Origin of the sequence: Variovorax sp. LjRoot290 (genome assembly GCF_964253985.1) — a bacterium.
GTDB lineage: Bacteria > Pseudomonadota > Gammaproteobacteria > Burkholderiales > Burkholderiaceae_C > Variovorax.
Genome location: NZ_CAXURW020000001.1, coordinates 4,586,446 through 4,605,043, shown reverse-complemented (window position 1 = coordinate 4,605,043; position 18,598 = coordinate 4,586,446). Strand labels below are relative to the sequence as shown.

General features: G+C 66.4%; 18 protein-coding genes. 10 read left to right on the top strand and 8 right to left on the bottom strand.

All coding sequences use genetic code 11. The annotated features are described in order from the left end of the window. Positions 1 to 54 precede the first annotated feature (54 nt). From gspK to gspG, 5 genes are read right to left on the bottom strand one after another with little or no spacing between them, the layout of a single operon-like run. Positions 55 to 1,137, bottom strand: a complete 1,083-nt coding sequence (gene gspK, locus ACSQ9A_RS22930) for a type II secretion system minor pseudopilin GspK (protein WP_436305295.1) — start codon at positions 1,135 to 1,137, stop codon at positions 55 to 57. Further along, positions 1,134 to 1,799 carry a PulJ/GspJ family protein gene (locus ACSQ9A_RS22925; protein ID WP_436305294.1) on the bottom strand — a complete coding sequence of 222 codons (666 nt, stop codon included), beginning with the start codon at positions 1,797 to 1,799 and terminating at the stop codon, positions 1,134 to 1,136. Before ACSQ9A_RS22925 ends, gspK begins: the two co-directional genes overlap by 4 nt. Beyond that, the gene (gene gspI / locus ACSQ9A_RS22920; protein WP_244503975.1) at positions 1,799 to 2,155 is read right to left on the bottom strand and encodes a type II secretion system minor pseudopilin GspI; all 357 of its coding nucleotides are present in this window, start codon (positions 2,153 to 2,155) and stop codon (positions 1,799 to 1,801) included. Before gspI ends, ACSQ9A_RS22925 begins: the two co-directional genes overlap by 1 nt. Next, positions 2,152 to 2,655 carry a prepilin-type N-terminal cleavage/methylation domain-containing protein gene (locus ACSQ9A_RS22915; protein ID WP_436296538.1) on the bottom strand — a complete coding sequence of 168 codons (504 nt, stop codon included), beginning with the start codon at positions 2,653 to 2,655 and terminating at the stop codon, positions 2,152 to 2,154. The genes gspI and ACSQ9A_RS22915 overlap by 4 nt, the downstream gene beginning before the upstream one ends. Next, positions 2,630 to 3,070 (bottom strand): type II secretion system major pseudopilin GspG, encoded by a 441-nt coding sequence (gene gspG / locus ACSQ9A_RS22910; protein ID WP_093109661.1) that lies wholly within the window; start codon positions 3,068 to 3,070, stop codon positions 2,630 to 2,632. Before gspG ends, ACSQ9A_RS22915 begins: the two co-directional genes overlap by 26 nt. A gap of 65 nt (positions 3,071 to 3,135) precedes the next feature. On the opposite strand from gspG, the gene ACSQ9A_RS22905 reads away from it, so the two are divergent. Then, positions 3,136 to 3,654 carry a type II secretion system protein N gene (locus ACSQ9A_RS22905; RefSeq protein ID WP_436305293.1) on the top strand — a complete coding sequence of 173 codons (519 nt, stop codon included), beginning with the start codon at positions 3,136 to 3,138 and terminating at the stop codon, positions 3,652 to 3,654. Positions 3,655 to 3,667: 13 nt separating this feature from the next. Here ACSQ9A_RS22905 and ilvA read toward each other — a convergent pair whose 3' ends face one another. Further along, complete coding sequence (gene ilvA, locus ACSQ9A_RS22900; protein WP_093109659.1) at positions 3,668 to 5,221, bottom strand: threonine ammonia-lyase, biosynthetic; 1,554 nt, start codon at positions 5,219 to 5,221, stop codon at positions 3,668 to 3,670. Between the two features lie 251 nt (positions 5,222 to 5,472). On the opposite strand from ilvA, the gene ACSQ9A_RS22895 reads away from it, so the two are divergent. Next, entirely contained in the window at positions 5,473 to 5,922 is a 450-nt protein-coding gene (locus tag ACSQ9A_RS22895) for an OsmC family protein (RefSeq protein WP_436305292.1), read from the top strand. A 21-nt stretch (positions 5,923 to 5,943) separates the two neighbouring features. On the opposite strand, the gene coq7 is transcribed toward ACSQ9A_RS22895, so the two are convergent. Then, the gene (gene coq7 / locus ACSQ9A_RS22890) at positions 5,944 to 6,573 is read right to left on the bottom strand and encodes a 2-polyprenyl-3-methyl-6-methoxy-1,4-benzoquinone monooxygenase (RefSeq protein ID WP_436296535.1); all 630 of its coding nucleotides are present in this window, start codon (positions 6,571 to 6,573) and stop codon (positions 5,944 to 5,946) included. A gap of 282 nt (positions 6,574 to 6,855) precedes the next feature. Between coq7 and ACSQ9A_RS22885 the strand changes: the two genes are divergently transcribed. The 8 genes from ACSQ9A_RS22885 (at position 6,856) to ACSQ9A_RS22850 (ending at position 16,898) form a co-directional block, all read left to right on the top strand. Next, entirely contained in the window at positions 6,856 to 8,106 is a 1,251-nt protein-coding gene (locus ACSQ9A_RS22885; protein ID WP_436305291.1) for a porin, read from the top strand. A gap of 186 nt (positions 8,107 to 8,292) precedes the next feature. Continuing rightward, the gene (locus tag ACSQ9A_RS22880) at positions 8,293 to 9,873 is read left to right on the top strand and encodes an ABC transporter substrate-binding protein (protein WP_436305290.1); all 1,581 of its coding nucleotides are present in this window, start codon (positions 8,293 to 8,295) and stop codon (positions 9,871 to 9,873) included. Positions 9,874 to 10,010: 137 nt separating this feature from the next. Beyond that, positions 10,011 to 10,991 carry an ABC transporter permease gene (locus tag ACSQ9A_RS22875; RefSeq protein WP_093109654.1) on the top strand — a complete coding sequence of 327 codons (981 nt, stop codon included), beginning with the start codon at positions 10,011 to 10,013 and terminating at the stop codon, positions 10,989 to 10,991. Then, positions 10,991 to 12,244 (top strand): M20 aminoacylase family protein, encoded by a 1,254-nt coding sequence (locus ACSQ9A_RS22870; RefSeq protein WP_436296533.1) that lies wholly within the window; start codon positions 10,991 to 10,993, stop codon positions 12,242 to 12,244. Before ACSQ9A_RS22875 ends, ACSQ9A_RS22870 begins: the two co-directional genes overlap by 1 nt. 26 nt (positions 12,245 to 12,270) lie before the next feature. After that, positions 12,271 to 13,845 (top strand): ABC transporter substrate-binding protein, encoded by a 1,575-nt coding sequence (locus ACSQ9A_RS22865; RefSeq protein WP_436305289.1) that lies wholly within the window; start codon positions 12,271 to 12,273, stop codon positions 13,843 to 13,845. A 128-nt stretch (positions 13,846 to 13,973) separates the two neighbouring features. Then, entirely contained in the window at positions 13,974 to 14,885 is a 912-nt protein-coding gene (locus tag ACSQ9A_RS22860) for an ABC transporter permease (protein ID WP_093109651.1), read from the top strand. A gap of 19 nt (positions 14,886 to 14,904) precedes the next feature. Then, positions 14,905 to 15,897 (top strand): ABC transporter ATP-binding protein, encoded by a 993-nt coding sequence (locus tag ACSQ9A_RS22855; RefSeq protein WP_093109650.1) that lies wholly within the window; start codon positions 14,905 to 14,907, stop codon positions 15,895 to 15,897. A gap of 8 nt (positions 15,898 to 15,905) precedes the next feature. Next, entirely contained in the window at positions 15,906 to 16,898 is a 993-nt protein-coding gene (locus ACSQ9A_RS22850; RefSeq protein WP_436305288.1) for an ABC transporter ATP-binding protein, read from the top strand. A 112-nt stretch (positions 16,899 to 17,010) separates the two neighbouring features. Here the strand turns inward: ACSQ9A_RS22850 and zwf are convergent, their stop codons facing one another. Beyond that, complete coding sequence (gene zwf / locus ACSQ9A_RS22845) at positions 17,011 to 18,480, bottom strand: glucose-6-phosphate dehydrogenase (protein WP_436305287.1); 1,470 nt, start codon at positions 18,478 to 18,480, stop codon at positions 17,011 to 17,013. Positions 18,481 to 18,598: the final 118 nt, after the last annotated feature.

Sequence of the window (18,598 nt, the reverse complement as noted above, 5' to 3'; positions counted from 1 at the left end):
GGCGTGGGCGCTCCAGTGCTTTTTATCCTATAAGCGTGACTAAAAGTTTCCGCTTCAGGGCTTCGGTGCCGCCGGCGTGGCGCCCGCACCACGTTCGCGCCACACGATGCGCACCTCGATGCCGTCGCGGCGCAGCAGCGACTGCTCCTCGACCCAGGTGCGGTCCAGCCGCAGCCGCCCATGCACTTCGAAGTAGTTGCTGCCCACGCTGTGCTGTTCGCCGAACTGCGTCGAGCTGTCCTGCAAGAGACGGTTCGCGTCGCTCAGGGAGCGGAAGTGGCTGCGTGTGCGCTGCGCCACCAGACGCTTGGCACCCGCCAGATCGAGCGCGGAAACACTGGCGAACAAGGCTTCGGCGCTGGCGGTGTTGATGTTGAGCTTCGTGCCCGCCGGCAGCACGGTGACGTAGGGCTGCAGCGCGGCCACCGTGGTGGGCGAGAGGCCGAGCCAGACCAGCTGGGAAGTGCGCTGCGGCATCAGCGGGCCGGTGGCCGAGGTGTCGGGGGTCACGGCGGGGGGCGTGGTGCCAGTTCCTGTGCCAGTTCCTGTGCCTGTGCCTGTGCCTGTGCCTGTGCCTGTGCCTGTGCCTGTGCCGGTCGTCGCGGCGGCCGGCAGGGCGCGTTGCAGGTTGGCGGTCAGCGCCGCCAGTTCCTGCGCGGGCAGGCCCAGCAACTCGAACAGCTTGGTGAAGGCGGCGACCGATGCGGCCACGGGCTTGCCGCCCTCCACCAGGTTCAGCACGTTGAGCTTGGACTGGGCATCGACGATGCGGCCCGAAAGAAAGGCATCGGGCAGGCCTTCGAGCACATCGCTGGCGATGTTCTTCTCGGCCGAGAGAAAGCTCGTCAGCTTGGCTTCCTCCAGCGGCACGGCCCAGGGCTCGGCCAGGTGGTCCACGCCGGTGCCGCCGCCGGCGCGAGCGTCCTCGCGCAGGATCAGGCGCGACCAGTCGAGCGCGCCGATCAGCACCCAGGCCGACTGCACCCGCGCCCGCTCGGCCGCCTCGACTTCGACCGCGCGCCACTGCTGCCAGAGCGCCGCGGCGGCGAAGGTGGCGACCAGCGTGACGGTCAGCATGGCGGCCAGCAATGCGGCGCCGCGCGTGTCTCTGGCGGACTTCGATCGCGTCTTCTTCATGACTTGGGCACCGTTGCGGTGGGCCGCACCCAGTCGCGGGTCAGCAGCCCCGCGAGCGCCGGGCCGGGCGGCAGGCTCAGCACCAGGCGCACGCCTTCGGGCAAGGGCGTGCTTGTGCCGAGCACCTCGGCGCCGACCGCCGGGCTCCAGCTGTCGTTGCGGAAGTAGTAGAGCTGCCAGGCCTCGACCGGCATCAGCCCGAGCTCGGCGCCGCGCAACTCGCTGCTGGAACTCGTGCTGGCGCTGCCGTCCTGGCCCCATGCGGCGGCGCGGTCCCAGGCTTGTTGCCAATCGGCGCGGGTGGTGATGCCGGGCGATTGCCAGCGCTGCCAGCGCGCACCCACGGCGGCATCGGCGCGCAGGGTCCAGGCGACCACATAGACCACCGACTGGGCGCTGTCGGTGCTGCGCCGCGTGAGGCGCAGCACGCGGCCGTCCCAGTCCATGGGCCGGATCTGCGCCAGCGCCGTCGTGGCATCGAGATCCGCGTTCCATTGCGACAGCGCAGCCTGCAGCGTGAGCATGGCATCGCCTCGTTCGCGGTTCAGGGCCTGCGCGCGCGCCATGCTCTCCAGGCCGCGCCAGCTCAACAGCGCGAGCAGCGCCATCACCGCGATCGCGACCAGCAGCTCGATCAGCGTGAAGCCTCTGGACCTGCGCATCAATAGCGTCCCACGACAGTGGACAAGCGCAGCACCGGCGCCTCGGCCGCATCGCGCACCTGGACGTCGACGCGGCGGAAGTTCGGGTTCAGCGTGGGCGTGGTCGAGACGGTGACGGCGAAGCTCACGTTGGCCTGGGTGCAGACCAGGCCTGCATCGCCGACCGCCGGCAACTGACGCGCGAGCCGGGCCTTGATCAGTTCGTTCTCGGCGCAGAGCTGCGCCAGCAACATGTCCGATTGGCGTTGCGCGTTGCGCGTGAGCGCCATCGTGGCCTGCGAGCCGGCCATCAATGCGATCGCGACGATGCCCAGCGCGACCAGCACTTCGATCAGCGTGAAACCTGCCTGCTTCACGGCGCAACCACCGCGAAAGGCCGCAGCCCGTCGGTGCCGATGCGCAGGCTGCGTGCCGGCGGGCCATCCATGGTGAGCAGCACCTGCTGCGCCGCGATGATCGGTTCGGGCCCCAGCTGCAGCGCCGGGATCGCCGAGCCGTCGGCGGCCAGCGGTTGCGCGGCGATGCCGTCGGCAAGCCAGGCGATCGGCAAGGTGCCGGGCTGCAGGCCGTCGAAGATGAAGTTCCCGGGGCCTTGCGGCGTCGGACGCCAGCGCACCGCGATGCCGCTGGCACGGGATTGCGCGCGTGCCGATTCGAAGAGCGCCGCGAGCCGCTCGGCTTCGCGGTCGAGCGTGGCCTGGCCCGAATCGCGCAGCGCGAGCCCGACGCCGGCCGTGGCGAGCGCGATGATCGCGATCACCACCAGCAGTTCGAGCAGCGTGAAACCGCCGGTGCGGCGGCGGGCGCGATCGGAGCGGGGGCCGCAGCGCCTATTGCCAGCTGCCGATGTCGGCATTTTTGCCTTCGCCACCGGGCTGGCCGTCGGCGCCGAGCGAAAGCACGTCGATCTCGCCCTTGAGGCCCGGGTTCATGTACTGGTAGGGCCGGCCCCAGGGGTCGTTCGGCAGCTTCTCGACGTAGGGTTTCCAGTTGGGTGCGGCAGGGCCGCTGGTGGGACGGGCGAGCAGCGCCTGCAGGCCTTGCTCGGACGTGGGGTAGCGCTGGTTGTCGAGCCGGTAGAGCTTGAGCGCCTGCATCAGGTTGTTGACGTCGGTCTTGGCGGCGGTGACGCGTGCATCGTCGGCACGCTCGATCACGTTCGGCACGATCAAGGCAGCCAGCACGCCGATGATGACCAGCACGACCATCAGCTCGATCAGCGTGAAGCCGCGTTGCAGGGCGCGCACAAGAGGGCGGTGGGAAAGGGGCATGAAAGGTGGGGAGGAGATCAAAAGAAGCGGGCCTTGCGGCATTCACTGAATGATAATCCGGCCCCATGTCAGTTCCCTACGCACCCGCCCGCTGGCCCTCGGCCACTGCGACGACCGGCCTTTGGGCGCTTGCGGCTGCGAGCATCGTGTTCTGGGGGCTGCGGCTGATGTCGCCGTCCGACGCGGTCGCGCCGCCCGCGGTGAACAGCGGCGCGACCGTGACCGTGGACTCGACAGCGGTGGCGCAAATGCTGGGTGCGGTGCCCAGCCAGGCCGTGGTCGCGGCAACGCCCGATGCGGCAAGCCGCTTCGTGCTGCAGGGGGTGGTGGCCGACACCGAGCAGCAGGGCGCAGCACTGATTGCCGTCGACGGCAAGCCGGCGCGGCCGTTCCGTGTCGGGGCCAAGGTGGCGGACGGCTATGTGCTGCAGTCCGTGAGCACGCGCGCCGCATCACTGGGCGCGAGCCTCGACTCGGCGCCGGCCTTCACGCTGCAGCTGCCGGTGCGACCGCTCGCCGCGAATCCGCCGCCTGCCGTGCCCGGCGCTCCGCCGCCGGTGGTGGCGCCGCCCCCGCCGCGCTGAGGCGTCGGCCGCTTCAGGCCTGCAGGAACAATCGATAGACCGGGTTGGCGGTTTCTTCCACGAAGGGATAGCCGAGCGTCCGCAGGAACTCGTCGAACGCTGCATGGTCGGCCGCCGGCACCTGCAGCCCGACCAGGATGCGGCCGTAATCGGCACCCTGGTTGCGGTAGTGGAAGAGGCTGATGTTCCAGGTCGGCCCCATGAGGCTCAGGAATTTCAGCAGCGCGCCGGGCCGTTCGGGGAACACGAAGCGCAGCAGCCTTTCGTCGTGCGCCAGGCCGGTGCGGCCGCCGACCATGTGGCGGATGTGCTCCTTCGCGAGCTCGTCGTGCGTGAGGTCGATCGCGCCGAAACCGTGCGCAACGAAGGTGTCGGCGATCGTCTTCGATTCGCCGCGCGCCGTCGTGGTCAGTCCCACGAACACGTGCGCCTCCCTGGCGTCGCTGATGCGGTAGTTGAACTCGGTCACGCTGCGCGATGCGCCCGGCAGCTGGCCGACCAATTCGCAGAAGCGGCGGAAGCTGCCGCGTTCCTCGGGAATCGTCACCGCGAACAGCGCTTCGCGCTCCTCGCCCACCTCGGCGCGCTCGGCCACGAAGCGCAGCCGGTCGAAGTTCATGTTGGCGCCGCAGAGGATGGCCGCGTAGGTCTCGCCGCGCGTGCCGTGCGCCTCGACATACTGCTTGATCGCGGCTACCGCGAGCGCGCCGGCAGGCTCGACGATGCTGCGCGTGTCGATGAACACGTCCTTGATGCCGGCGCATACGGCATCGGTGTCGACCGTGATGAACTCGTCCACCAGGTCGCTGGCGACCCGGAAGGTTTCTTCGCCGACCAGCTTGACCGCGGTGCCGTCGGAAAACAGGCCGACGTCGGGGAGCGTCACGCGTTGACGGGCCGCGACCGATTGCATCATCGCGTCCGAGTCGTTCATCTGGACGCCGATCACCTTGATCTCGGGCCGCACGGCCTTGATGTAGTTGGCGACGCCCGCGATCAACCCGCCGCCGCCGATGGCGACGAACACGGCATCGAGCGGGCCCTGGTGCTGGCGCAGGATCTCCATCGCGATCGTGCCCTGGCCGGCGATCACGTCGGGGTCGTCGAAGGGGTGCACGAAGGTCAGCCCGTGCATCTTCTGCTGTTCGAGCGCGTACACGTAGGCATCGGAATAGCTGTCGCCGTGCAATTGCACTTCGCCGCCGAGCGCGCGCACCGCATCGATCTTGAGCTGAGGCGTGGTCACCGGCATCACCACCACGGCCCGCGTGCCCAGCTTGTGGGCGCCGAGCGCCACGCCCTGGGCATGGTTGCCGGCCGATGCGCAGATCACGCCCTTGGCGAGCTGCTCGGCGCTCAAGTGCGCCAGCTTGTTGTAGGCGCCGCGCAGCTTGAAGCTGAAGACGGGTTGCTGGTCTTCTCGCTTGAGCAGCACCGTGTTGCCCAGCCGCGCGCTCAAGGCGCGCGCCGGCTCGAGCGCGGACTCGACCGCGACGTCGTAGACGCGGGCGGTGAGGATCTTCTTCAGGTAATCGGCGGGGGTGAGCGGCGCTGTCGGCTTGGGCATAGGGCCGCGATCATAGGCCTGCGGGCACCGCGCCAGGCAGCCCCAAGAAAAAAGCCCCGGGCCTTGCGGCCCGGGGCTAAATCCACCAATTGGGAGGGTGGAGGAGACAACCGGTGCACACGCGTTCGTGTGCGATGAAATAAAGTATATCGGTTGTTTGTTGCATTGCAACAAGCGGGTGACGCTTTTCCAACACAAATCCACGCCGGCGTGATTTTTTGCCCCGTCGTGACCCTGGAGTCTGCAAAAAAATGGAATGCACAGTGAGCTGGACCGGCAACGCGGGTGCGCGATCGGCGATGGGCTTCGTTGCCGAGACCGGTAGCGGCCACGTCCTGATGATGGACGGGGCGCCGGATGCGGCCAAGCCGGAGAACGGCGGACAGAACCTCGCAGCCCGGCCGATGGAAACCGTGCTCGCCGGCACCGGCGGCTGCACCGCCTACGACGTGGTGCTGATCCTGAAGCGCGGGCGGCACCAGGTCGAGCGCTGCAGCGTCAAGCTGACCAGCGAGAGGGCGGAAAAGGATCCCAAGGTTTTCACCAGGATCCACATGCACTTCACGGTGGCGGGCAAGGCAATCCCGGCGGCCGCCGTGGAACGCGCGATCGCGCTGAGCCACGACACCTATTGCTCGGCCACCATCATGCTGGCGAAGACCGCCGAGATCACGACCAGCTTCGATCTGATCGAAACTTGAATGCAGCCCGGGCCCGCCCGCTCAGATGCGGTGGGCAACTGTCGTCATCACCCGGGAGGCCAGGCGCATCAGGGCCTTGGTCGGTGCCGGCAATTCCTGGGCGCCGGCGCTCCATGCCTGCGCTGCGTGGCGCGCTTCGTCCAGCTTCATTTGGTTGATCACGGCCCGCGATGCGGTGTCACCCGCCGGCAGGCGGTCGAGGTGCCCGTCCAGGTGCGCCTCCACCTGGCGCTCGGTTTCGGCCACGAAGCCCAGGCTCAGCGGATCGCCGAGCCGGCCGGCAATGAGGCCCAGGCCGAATGCGCCCAGATACCAGACGGGATTCAGCACCGAGGGGTGGGCTCCCAATTCGTCGAGGCGCTGTCGCGTCCAGGCGAGGTGGTCGGTTTCTTCGCGCGCTGCCGCGTCGAAATGCGCCCGCAGCACCGGATCCCGCGCAACGGCAGCCTGCGCTGTATACAAGGCCTGGGCGCACACTTCCCCGACATGATTCACGCGCATCAACGCGCCCGCTTCCCGGCGCTCGGCCTCGCTGAGCTCGCCTGCGGGATCCGCCGGTGGCGGGGCGGCCCGCGTTGCATGCGGCTTGGCGAACAAGGTACGCAAGGCCGCGTCTGCGACGGCCAGGGCGGAGTCGAGCGAAGGATTCATGGGGCGATTGGAACCGATCCGAAATAGAGCTCATGCAGGGCAGGTCTTGTTTCGCATGGTGGTGTCGTGATGACTGCTAAAGCTTTGTTGCACTGCTGCAACGAAACGCCGAGCCCGGCCGCGATTTCGGGCGATTTGTTTTGCCCTGGTGAGGCGGCTCTGGTGCAATAGCGACAACTTCCCAAAAGGAGGTTGGCCCGGGGTCCGGTAGGAGCACAAATGTGCCAGTCACGGTGAGCCCTTCGCACCGGAGCCCTATGTTTAACCTTGGAGAAACTTGCAATGAAAAAATCTCTAGTTGCTCTGGCTGCCCTGGCTGTTGCCGGTGTTGCCTCGGCTCAGTCGTCGGTCACGCTGTTCGGTGTGGTTGACGCTGCCATCAGCGGCTATTCGAATAAGTCGGAGAACGTCGGCTTCCCGACCCTCGCCAATCCCTTCTTCGTTGATAGCATCAAGGCCAGCCGCACCGCGCTGACGAACTCGGGCTACAACTCCAGCCGTATCGGCTTCCGTGGTACGGAAGACCTCGGTGGCGGCCTGGCTGCCAGCTTCTGGCTCGAAGCCCCGATCAGCAATGACGACGGCCAAACCGGTATCTCGACGTTCCGTCGTCGTTCGACCGTGAGCCTGTCGGGTGGTTTCGGTGAAGTCCGCCTGGGTCGCGACTACACCCCGACCTTCTGGAACGACACCGTGTTCGATCCGTTCGGCACCAACGGCGTGGGTACCAACCTGGTTTCGACCGCCAACGACGCGTTCGGTACCTTCAACGGCGCTGCTCCCCCGGTGGTCGCCGGCGTCCCCAACGTTGGCGGCAACAACTACGTTCGCGCCAGCAACACCATCGGCTACTTCCTGCCCCCGAACCTCGGTGGCTTCTATGGCCAGGTGCAGTACGGCTTCCACGAGCAGAACAAGTTCGATCCGGGTACCGTCACGCCGACCGCGCTGAACAACTCGCGCACTGGTCGTTACGTCGGCGGCCGCGTCGGCTATGCCAATGGCCCGCTGGACGTCGCTACCTCGTATGGCAACAGCACGATCGGTGACAACTACTATGTCGGCACCACCACCTCGGTGAAGACCTTCAACCTCGGCGCCTCGTACGACTTCGGCGTCGTGAAGCTCTTCGGTGAAGTGTCGCGCGCCAAGAACGAAATCGACGTCGATACGCCGTTCGTCACTGGCACCATCGGCAACGACATCGACCTCAAGGGTTACCTGATCGGCGTGACCGTGCCGGTGGGCGCTGGCCTCATCCGCGCGGCCTACTCGGCTGTCAAGTACGACCTGAACGTGCCGTTCTCGGCGCTCGAAGACCCGAAGGCCAACAAGTTCGCCATCGGCTACGTGCACAACCTGTCGAAGCGCACGGCTCTGTACGCGACGGTGGCTCGCATCCGCAACAAGGATGGCGCAGCTTTGACCTTGGGTGGCCCGTCGTTCGTGACCACCACGACCCTGCTCCCGGGTCAGGCCTTCCTGCCGAAGACCTCGACCGGCTACGACGTCGGTATTCGTCACGCTTTCTGATTTGACGCTGGCGCAAGCCAGCTTTGATGGGAAGTCTTAAAGGCCACCCGACGCAAGTCGGGTGGCTTTTTTCATTGCTCGGGCTTTCTCGAACAGGGATATCCCTTGGGTCGGCGTTCTCCCGTGTCCGAAGCTGGCCCGGCTGTTGCATAGTCCGCGTTTTGACTTTGTGACGGATGGTTAACCATGGATTCCAAGCGCGTATTGATTCCCGTCGCCCTCGCGGCCTTTGTGTTGGCAGCGCCCGCACAGCAGGCAAAGACTTTCAAATGGACGAGCGCGAGCGACATTCCGACGCTCGACATCCATTCTCAGAACAACGCACTGGGCAATGGCGTCCATGCCGCCATCTACGACTCGCTGGTCTACTACAACAGCAAGACATTCAAACCTGAGCCCCAACTCGCGTCCAGCTGGAAGCTCGTGACACCGACCCAGATGCGCTTCACCCTGCGCAGCGGCGTCAAGTTCAGCGACGGCTCGACGCTGACGCCCGAGGACGTGGTGTATTCGCTGACCCGCGCGATGGCCAAGACTTCCAACTACGCGGTCTACGCCCAGGGCATCGACAAGGTGGTCAAGATCGATGCGAATACGGTCGATGTCCTCCTCAAGGGCCCCAATCCCGTGCTGCTGAATCAGCTGACGGAGCTTCGCATCATGAGCAAGGCCTGGGCGGAGAAGAACAAGTCGGTCGAGCCGAAGGACATCAAGACGCCTGAGGAAAGCTACGCCCACCGCAACGCCATGGGCACCGGCCCGTACATGGTCAAGGAATGGCAGCCGGACCAGCGCCTGGTTCTTGTGCAGAACCCCAACTACTGGGGCAAGAACGATACGAACGTGACAGAGGTGATCTACAGCCCGATCAAGTCCGAGGCCACGCGTGTCGCGGCGCTGCTTTCGGGCGAGATCGACTTCGTACTGGATCCGAGCCCGCAGGATCTGGGGCGCCTGCGCCAGAGCGGCAACCTGAAGGTCATCGATGGCGTCGAAAACCGCACCATCTTCTTCGGCATGGACCAGTTCCGCGACGAGTTGCCCGGCTCCAACGTGAAGGGCAAGAATCCACTGAAAGACCAGCGCGTCCGCAAGGCGCTCTACCAGGCTATCGACAGCGCGAGCCTCAATCGCGTGACGATGCGGGGCCTGAGCCAGCCTACCGGCGGGCTGGTGGCGCCGCAGGTCAACGGCTGGAGCGAAGGCGTGCACAAGCGCCATCCCTACGATGTGGAGGCCGCCAAGAAGCTGCTGGCCGATGCGGGGTACCCCAACGGCTTCGAGGTCGATTTCGCCTGCCCCAACAACCGCTACATCAACGATGAGGAAATCTGCCAGGCCGTGACCGCGATGTGGGCGCGCGTGGGCGTCAAGGCGAAGCTCCGCACGCTGCCGCTGGTGACCTATTTCCCGATGATCCAGCGCTACGAAGCCAGCATCTACATGCTGGGCTGGGGCGTGCCGACCTTCGATGCGCTCTACAGCCTGCAGTCGCTCACGCGCACCGTGGGCAGCGGAGGCGACGGCAACTACAACGTCGGCCGCTACAGCAATCCGAAGATGGACCAGATCATCGATCGCGTGAAGACGGAAACCGATCTCCCGGTGCGCGACCGGCTGCTGACCGAGGCGCTGCAGTTGCAGAACGACGACGTGTCCCACATTCCGCTGCACAACCAGATCATTCCCTGGGCCATGAAGAAGAACATCGACGTGATCCATCGCGCCGACAACCGGCTCGACTGGCGCGTCATCAAGGTGAACTGACGCGCTGCAAAGCGTTTGCTGCAGGCGCCTCGTCGCGCCTCGTTTTTGGCTCGGCTTCGAGCAAGGCGCAACCCGGGGAACCACCTCTTGGGCACGCACCTTGCTCTGCTAGCATCGTTGAACACATGCTTTGCTGAATGATTGCTTTCGTACTGCGCCGCCTGATCCAGGCCGTGATCGTCATGATCACGGTCGCCTTCTTCGCCTTCCTCCTTTTCCAGTACGTGGGCGATCCCGTGGTGTTCCTGCTCGGTCAGGACGCAACGCCCGAGCAGGTTCGTGAACTGCGTATCGGCCTCGGGCTCGACAAGCCCTTTTTCGTGCAGTTCTGGCATTTCCTCGTCAATGCCGCGCAAGGCGAATTCGGGTTGAGCCTGCGGCAAGGCAGCAAGGTCTCGCGGCTGATCGGCGAACGCTTCCCGGCCACGCTCGAACTGGCGCTGGCTGCGGCCTTCCTGGCCTTGCTGATCGGTATCCCGATGGGGGTCTATACGGCGCTGCGCCGCGGCACCTTCATGAGCCAGGTGTTCATGACGATCTCCCTGCTTGGCGTCTCGCTGCCCACCTTCCTGATCGGCATCCTGCTGATTCTTGTCTTTGCCGTCCTGCTCGGCTGGTTCCCGAGCTTCGGGCGCGGAGAAACGGTGCAGATCGGCTGGTGGAGCACAGGCCTTCTGCGAGTCGACGGCTGGCACCACATCGTGCTGCCGGCGGTCACGCTCGCCATCTTCCAGCTCACCCTGATCATGCGGCTGGTGCGCGCCGAAATGCTCGAGGTGCTGCGCACCGACTACATCAAGTTCGCACGCGCCCGCGGCCTGTCGGATCGGGTCATCCATTTCGGCCACGCGCTCAAGAACACGCTGGTGCCGGTGATGACCATCACGGGCCTCCAACTGGGCGGTCTGATCGCTTTCGCGATCATCACCGAGTCCGTCTTCCAATGGCCCGGCATGGGGCTGCTGTTCATCCAAGCCGTGACCTTCGCCGACATTCCGGTGATGGCCGCCTACCTGTGTCTGATCGCGCTGATTTTCGTCGTCATCAACCTGGTGGTCGACCTGCTCTATTTCGTGGTCGATCCGCGCCTGCGCATCGGCCGCGCGGGAGGCCACTGATGAGCGAGGCACGTCTGCAGGCGAACGGCAGGGCGTTCGCGCACATCGCGCGCTTCTATCCGGAGATCACCGCCTTCCGGCGCGACCTGCATGCGCATCCCGAACTCGGCTTCGAGGAGGTCTACACGGCCGGCCGCGTCCAGGAAGCGCTTCGGGCCTGCGGCGTCGACGAGATCCATCCCGGCATCGGGAAGACCGGCGTGGTCGGCGTGATCCGCGGCCGGTCCACGGCCAGCCGCCGCATGATCGGCCTTCGCGCAGACATGGACGCCTTGCCGATGCGGGAGGAAAACGACTTCGCTTGGGCGTCGGCCAAGCAGGGCTTGATGCACGGCTGCGGGCATGACGGCCACACCGCCATGTTGGTCGGGGCAGCGCGCTACCTCGCCGAAACTCGCGACTTCGACGGCACCGCGATCCTGATCTTCCAGCCGGGCGAGGAGGGCTTTGCCGGCGCGCGCGCAATGATCGAAGAGGGCCTGTTCGACCGTTTCCCCGTGCAGTCGGTCTATGCGATGCACAACTGGCCCGGCCTGCCGGCCGGCACGGTGGGCATCAACCGCGGCGCGATGATGGCGGCCGCCGATCGCATCACGATCGAAATCGCCGGCAAGGGCGGCCACGGCGCGCATGCCTATCTCACGGTCGATCCGGTGCTGGTGTCCGCACACATCATCACCGCGGTGCAGAGCATCGTGTCGCGCAACGTGCGCCCGATCGACGCGGCAGTGATCAGCATCTGCGCCGTCCAGGCCGGCGACCTCGGCGCCATGAGCGTGGTGCCGGGCAAGGCCATGCTGGTGGGCACCGTGCGGACCTTCAGCGCCCGGGTGCAGGCGCAGGTCGAGCAAAGGCTCGTGGAGCTGTGCGCCGCGGTCGCTTCCGGCTTCGGTGCCACGGCGCAGGTGAAGTTCGAACGCATCTATCCCGCCACCATCAACACGGCGCCCGAAGCGATGTTCGCCGGCGACGTCGCGCAATCGCTGGTGGGCGCGCACAACGTCGAGCGCAACATGGAGCCCAGCATGGGCGCCGAAGATTTCTCCTTCATGTTGCAGAAGAAGGCGGGCGCCTACATGCGCATCGGGCAGGACGCCCGCGGCGGCGCTTTCCTGCACAACAGCAAATACGATTTCAACGACGAGATCCTGCCGCTCGGTGCCGCATTGCATGCCGGCCTGATCGAGCAGGGCATGCCACTGGCCGCTGCCGGCAAATCCACCAAGAACAAAGTCGCCTCGACGGCGTCCTGATCCCTTCAACCCGAGGAGTGCTTCTCATGAATCTGAAGAAACAACTGGCCGCAGCGGCCGTGCTGAGCGCCTTGAGCCTGGTGGCCAGCGCACAGACCATCCGGATCGCGAACCAAGGCGACGCGCTCTCGCTCGATCCGCATTCGCTCAACGAATCGTTGCAGCTCTCCGTCACTTCCAACGTCTACGAGACCCTGGTCGGACGCAACAAGGACCTGAGCCTGGCGCCCTTGCTGGCCACGTCCTGGAAGCAGAGCTCGCCGACCGTCTGGCGTTTCGAGCTGCGCAAGGGCGTGCAGTTCCACGACGGCACGCCGTTCACCGCCGACGACGTGGTGTTCAGCTTCCGCCGCGCCGCGGGCGAAGGCTCCGACATGAAGGCCCACGTGAGCGAGATCAAGGAAGTCCGCAAGGCGGGCGACTCCGCCATCGAGATCGAGACCATGGGAGCGTTTCCGATCCTGCCCGACGTGATCACCAATATCATGATCATGAGCAAGAAGTGGTGCGAGACCAACCAGGCGACCAACCCGGTCGATCGCCGCAAGGGCATCGAGAACACGGCCTCGTTCAAGGCCAACGGAACCGGCCCGTTCCGCGTGCGCGAGCGCCAGCCGAACGTGCGCACCGTCTTCGTTCGCAACGCAAGCTACTGGGGCAAGATCGACGGCAACGCGCAGGAGATCGTCTTCACGCCCATCGCCAACCCCGCAACGCGCGTTGCGGCGCTGGTCTCGGGCGAGGTCGACGTGATGGAGCCGGTGCCGGTTCAGGACGTGGCGCGCATCAACAGCAGCCCCAGTGCCCGCGTGATCGCGGGCCCGGAACTGCGCACCATCTTCCTGGGTATGGACCAGAAGCGCGACGAGTTGCAGTACTCCAGCGTCAAGGGCAAGAACCCGTTCAAGGACAAGCGCGTGCGCCAGGCTTTCTACGAGGCCATCGACATCAATGGCATCCAGCGCACCGTGATGCGCGGCGCTTCGCGTCCCACCGGGCTGATGGTCGGCCCCGGCGTCAACGGCTGGACCGCCGAGCAGGACAAGCGCCTGCCCTACGACACAGAGGCAGCCAAGAAGCTCCTGGCCGATGCCGGCTACCCGAACGGCTTCGAGGTCACGATGAACTGCCCGAACGACCGCTACGTGAACGACGGCCAGATCTGCCAGAGCGTGGCTGCGAGCCTGGCGCGCATCGGCGTCAAGATCAACCTCGCCACCGAAACCAAGGGCACCTACTTCCCCAAGATCCTGCGCCGCGACACCAGCTTCTACCTGCTGGGCTGGACGCCGACCACCTACGATGCCCACAACGCCTTGAGTTCGTTGACGGCCTGTCCCGACGACAAGGGCACCGGGCAGTTCAACCTCGGCGCCTACTGCAATCCGAAGCTCGACGAGGTCACCAAGAAGATCCAGTCCGAGACCGACAAGGCCAAGCGCAACGAACTGATCAAGGAGGCTTTCAAGATCCATTCGGACGACATTGGCCACCTTCCGCTGCACCAGCAGTCGCTCGCCTGGGGCGTGAGCAAGAAGGTCGAGCTCACCCAGCTGGCCGACAACTTCATGTTCTTCAAGTGGATGAGCATCAAGCCCTGAAAAAATGACGGCCCCCCCGGCTTGCCACTTCGTGTGCTTCGCCACCGCCCGAGGGGGAGGCTCGGCCGCCTTGGGGCGGCCCGGCGGCGGCCTAGTCTGCGCCCCGCGGAATTCGCTCCCACAACCCGATGAAAAAAACCTTAGCCCGCTGGCTGGACAGTGATGTCGGCCACAGCTTTCGCAGCTCGCCGGTCGCGATGCTGGCCGCCGCGATCGCCTTCGTCTGCATCTTCTGCTCGGTGTTCGCCGGCTGGGTGTCGCCGCACAACCCCTTCGACCTGGCCGCGCTCGAGCTCGGCGATGCGCGCCTTCCGCCCGCCTGGGAGTCCGAGGGCACACGCAAGTACCTGCTCGGCACCGACGACCAGGGCCGCGACATCCTTTCTGCGCTGATCTACGGTGCGCGCATCTCGCTGGTCGTCGGCCTCGTGTCGGTGATGCTCTCGGTCATCGTCGGCGTGCTGTTCGGACTCCTGGCCGGCTTCTGGGGCGGCTGGCTCGACGCCTTCCTGATGCGGGTGTGCGACGTGATGCTGTCCTTCCCGCCGATCCTGGTCGCCTTGCTGATCGCCGGCGTCGGCCGTGCCTTGTTTCCGAATGCGCACGACTCGGTGGCCTTCGGCGTCCTGATCATTTCGATCTCGCTCACCGGCTGGGTGCAGTACGCGCGCACCGTGCGCGGTTCCACGCTGGTCGAGCGCAACAAGGAATACGTGCAGGCGGCCCGCGTGACCGGCGTGTCCCCCTGGCGCATCATGGTGCGCCACGTGCTGCCGAACGTGATGGGCCCGGTGCTGGTGCTGGCGACCATCCAGGTCGCCACGGCCATCATCACCGAGGCCACGCTGTCCTTCCTGGGCGTCGGCGTACCGCCGACTTCGCCCTCGCTGGGCACGCTGATCCGCGTCGGCAACGACTACCTGTTCTCGGGCGAATGGTGGATCACCGTGTTCCCGGGCGCGATGCTGGTCCTGATCGCGCTCAGCGTGAACCTGCTGGGCGACTGGTTGCGCGACGCCCTCAACCCACGCTTGCGCTGAAGAAGGTGGAGCACCGCACATGAGCCTTCTGCAAGTCAACCATCTGGTCGTCGAATTCCCGCACCGGCGCGGCACGCTGCGCGCGCTGGACGACATCTCCTTCGAGATCGCACCCGGCGAAATCCTCGGCGTGGTCGGCGAATCCGGCGCCGGAAAATCGCTCACCGGCGCGGCCATCATCGGCCTGCTCGAGCCGCCGGGGCGCATCGCCAGCGGCGAGATCCGGCTCGAAGGGCAGCGCATCGACAACCTGGGCCACGAGGCCATGCGCCACATCCGCGGCCGCAAGATCGGCGCCATCTTCCAGGACCCGCTGACCTCGCTGAACCCGCTCTACACCATCGGGCGGCAATTGACGGAGACCATCCGCACCCACCTGCCCGTGAGCGAGCAAGAAGCGCGCCGGCGCGCCATCGGCCTCTTGCAGGACACCGGCATCCCGGGTGCCGAGCAGCGCATCGACCACTATCCGCACCAGTTCTCCGGCGGAATGCGCCAGCGCGTGGTGATTGCGCTCGCGCTGGCGGCCGAGCCGAAGCTGATCGTCGCCGACGAGCCCACCACCGCGCTGGACGTGTCGATCCAGGCGCAGATCATCCAGTTGCTCAAGAAGATCTGCAAGGACCGCGGCGCCGCCGTCATGCTGATCACCCACGACATGGGCGTGATCGCCGAGACCTGCGATCGCGTGGCGGTGATGTACGCCGGCCGCGTGGCCGAGATAGGACCGGTGCAGGAGGTGATCCACCAGCCCGCGCATCCCTACACCTCGGGCCTCATGGCCGCCATCCCCGACATGACGATGGACCGCGAACGCCTCAACCAGATCGACGGCGCCATGCCCCGCCTCAATGCCATCCCGCGCGGATGCGCCTACAACCCGCGCTGCCCGCGCGTCTTCGACCGCTGCCTGCAAGAGCGGCCCGACCTGCTCAACGCGGGCGCGACCCGCGCTGCCTGCTGGCTGCACGCTGCGCACAGCGCGGCGCCGATCGACGGGATTGCGGCATGAGCGCCCCGATGAGCGCACTGGTCCAGGCGAACGATCTCGCCAAGAGCTTCGACGTCTCGCCGCCCTGGCTCAACCGCGTGCTCGAACGCAAGCCGCGGGTGCTGCTCAACGCCGTCGACGGCGTGAGCTTCTCCATCGAGCGCGGCAAGACGCTCGCGCTGGTGGGCGAATCGGGCTGCGGCAAGAGCACCGTCGCGCGCCTGCTGGTGGGCCTGTACGAGCCCACCCGCGGCGGCATGCACTTCGACGGCCAGGACGCGCATGCCGCCTTCAAGACCGCCGAGGGGCGCAAGCTGCGCCGGCGCATCCAGATGATCTTCCAGGATCCCTACGCGAGCCTCAACCCGCGCTGGATCGTCGAGGACATCGTCGGCGAGCCGCTGCGCGAGCACGAGATCCTCAAGGAAGGCCCGGCGCTCAAGGCGCGCGTGGGCGAACTGCTGCAGTCGGTCGGCCTGAGCCCGCTGGACATGGTGAAGTACCCGCACCAGTTCTCCGGCGGCCAGCGCCAGCGCATCTCGATCGCGCGGGCGCTCGCCACCCAGCCCGAATTCCTGGTGTGCGACGAGCCCACCTCGGCGCTGGACGTGAGCGTGCAGGCCCAGGTGCTCAACATCATGAAGGACCTGCAGCGCGAGCGCGGCCTGACCTACCTCTTCATCTCGCATAACCTCGCGGTGGTGCGCCACGTGGCCGACCAGGTCGGCGTGATGTACCTGGGCCGGCTGGTCGAGGTGGCGGACAAGGCCAAGCTCTTCAGCGACCCGCAGCACCCCTACACGCGCATGCTGCTGGAGGCGATTCCGAAGATGAAGCACGCCGGCGAGCGGCGCACGCCGGTGCAGGGCGAGGTGCCGAACCCGCTCAATCCGCCCACCGGCTGCACCTTCCATCCGCGCTGTCCGCATGCCAACGCGCGCTGCAAGGCCGAGCGGCCGCCGCTGCAGATGCTGCGTGGCGTGCAGGTGGCCTGCCACGCCGTCGAAGAAGGCCGGATCTAGCGCCCCATTCCAGAAACACCGCGGAACCGGCTGCGCCGGGTCGCTGGTGTTGCCCCCTGCAAGGGGGTTGGCGAAGCGACACGAAGTGCGCGCAGCCTGGGGGTGTGCTCAGCTACTGCTCTTCGCTCCAGGCGAAGCCGTCGCGCGCGATCATCGCGCTCGATGCACTCGGCCCCCAAGTGCCCGCTGCGTAAGGGCGCGGCACGCCGTCCGAGGCCCAGCTGTCGATCAGCGGCTCGACCCAGCGCCACGCCTCTTCCTGCTCGTCGCTGCGCACGAACAGGTTGAGCCGGCCGTCGATCACGTCGAGCAGCAGGCGTTCGTAGGCACCCACGCGCTCGGCGCCGAAGCGCTTGTCGAAGTCGAGGTCCAGTTGCACCGGCGCCAGCTGTGGGCCGGCGCGGCGGTTGCCGTTGCGCTGGCGGTTGTCCTGCGCCTGCGCGAGCATGTGCAGCTCCAGGCCGTCCTTGGGCTGGAGGTTGATCACGAGCTTGTTGACCGCGCTGGGCGGCGCGCGAAAGATCGCATGCGGCGTCGGCCTGAAGTTGACCTCGATGCGCGCATCGCGCGAGGCCAGCCGCTTGCCGGTGCGGATGTAGAGCGGCACGCCGGCCCAGCGCCAGTTGGCGATCTCGGTGCGCAGCGCGACGAAGGTCTCGGTGCGGCTCTCGGGGTCCACGCCAGGCTCGTCGCGGTAGCCCGGCACGCGCTCGCCGTAGGCCGTGCCCGAGGTGTATTGCCCGCGGATCGCGTGCAGGCCGATCGACTCCGCGGTCCACGGCTTCAGCGCGCGCAGCACCTTCAGTTTTTCGTCGCGGATCGCGTCGGCGTGCGCATTGATCGGCGGCTCCATGCCGATCGCGCAGACCAGCTGCAGCGCGTGGTTCTGCACCATGTCGCGCAACGCGCCGGTCTGGTCGTAGAAGGCGCCGCGCTTCTCGACGCCGAGGTCTTCGGCGATCGTGATCTGGATGTTGGCGATGTGCTCGCGGCGCCAGATCGGCTCGAACAGCGCGTTGCCGAAGCGCATCGCGAACAGGTTCTGCACCGAGGGCTTGCCCAGGTAGTGGTCGATGCGGAACACCTGGTGCTCGTCCAGCACCTTGCACACCGCCTTGTTGATGGCCCGGTTCGACGCCAGGTCGTGGCCCAGCGGCTTTTCGAGAACGACGCGCGTCTGCGGGCCGTTGAGCCCGGCCGCGGCGATCTGTTGCACCACCTGCGTGAAGAGCGCCGGAGCCGTCGCGAGATACATCACGACGGTGGTGGCGTCGCGGGTCTTCAACAGGTCGGCGAGCTTGGCGTAGTCCTCGGCCTTCGACAGGTCCATGCGCAGGTAGTACAGCATCGAGGCGAACTTCTTGAACTCCTCGGGCGACGGCCGCTTGGCGCCCTCGACCGCCTCGAAGCGCGACTGGATCAGCTCGCGATAGCCGTCGTCGGAAAGATCGTCGCGCGCGACGCCGATGATGCGGCCGTCTTCGGGCAGGCTGCCGTGCCGGAAGGCCTGGAACAGCGCCGGCATCAGCTTGCGCCATGCAAGGTCGCCGGTACCGCCGAAGAGGACGAGGTCAAAACTCATGGATACATCCGTGTTGTTGCGTGAAATGCCGAGCACGAAGCTTGACCTCGAATGGTACTTGTACCGATCCGACAACGGCACCGGCGCGCTAAGCTGAAGGTCGGCCCGCGGGGCCCTT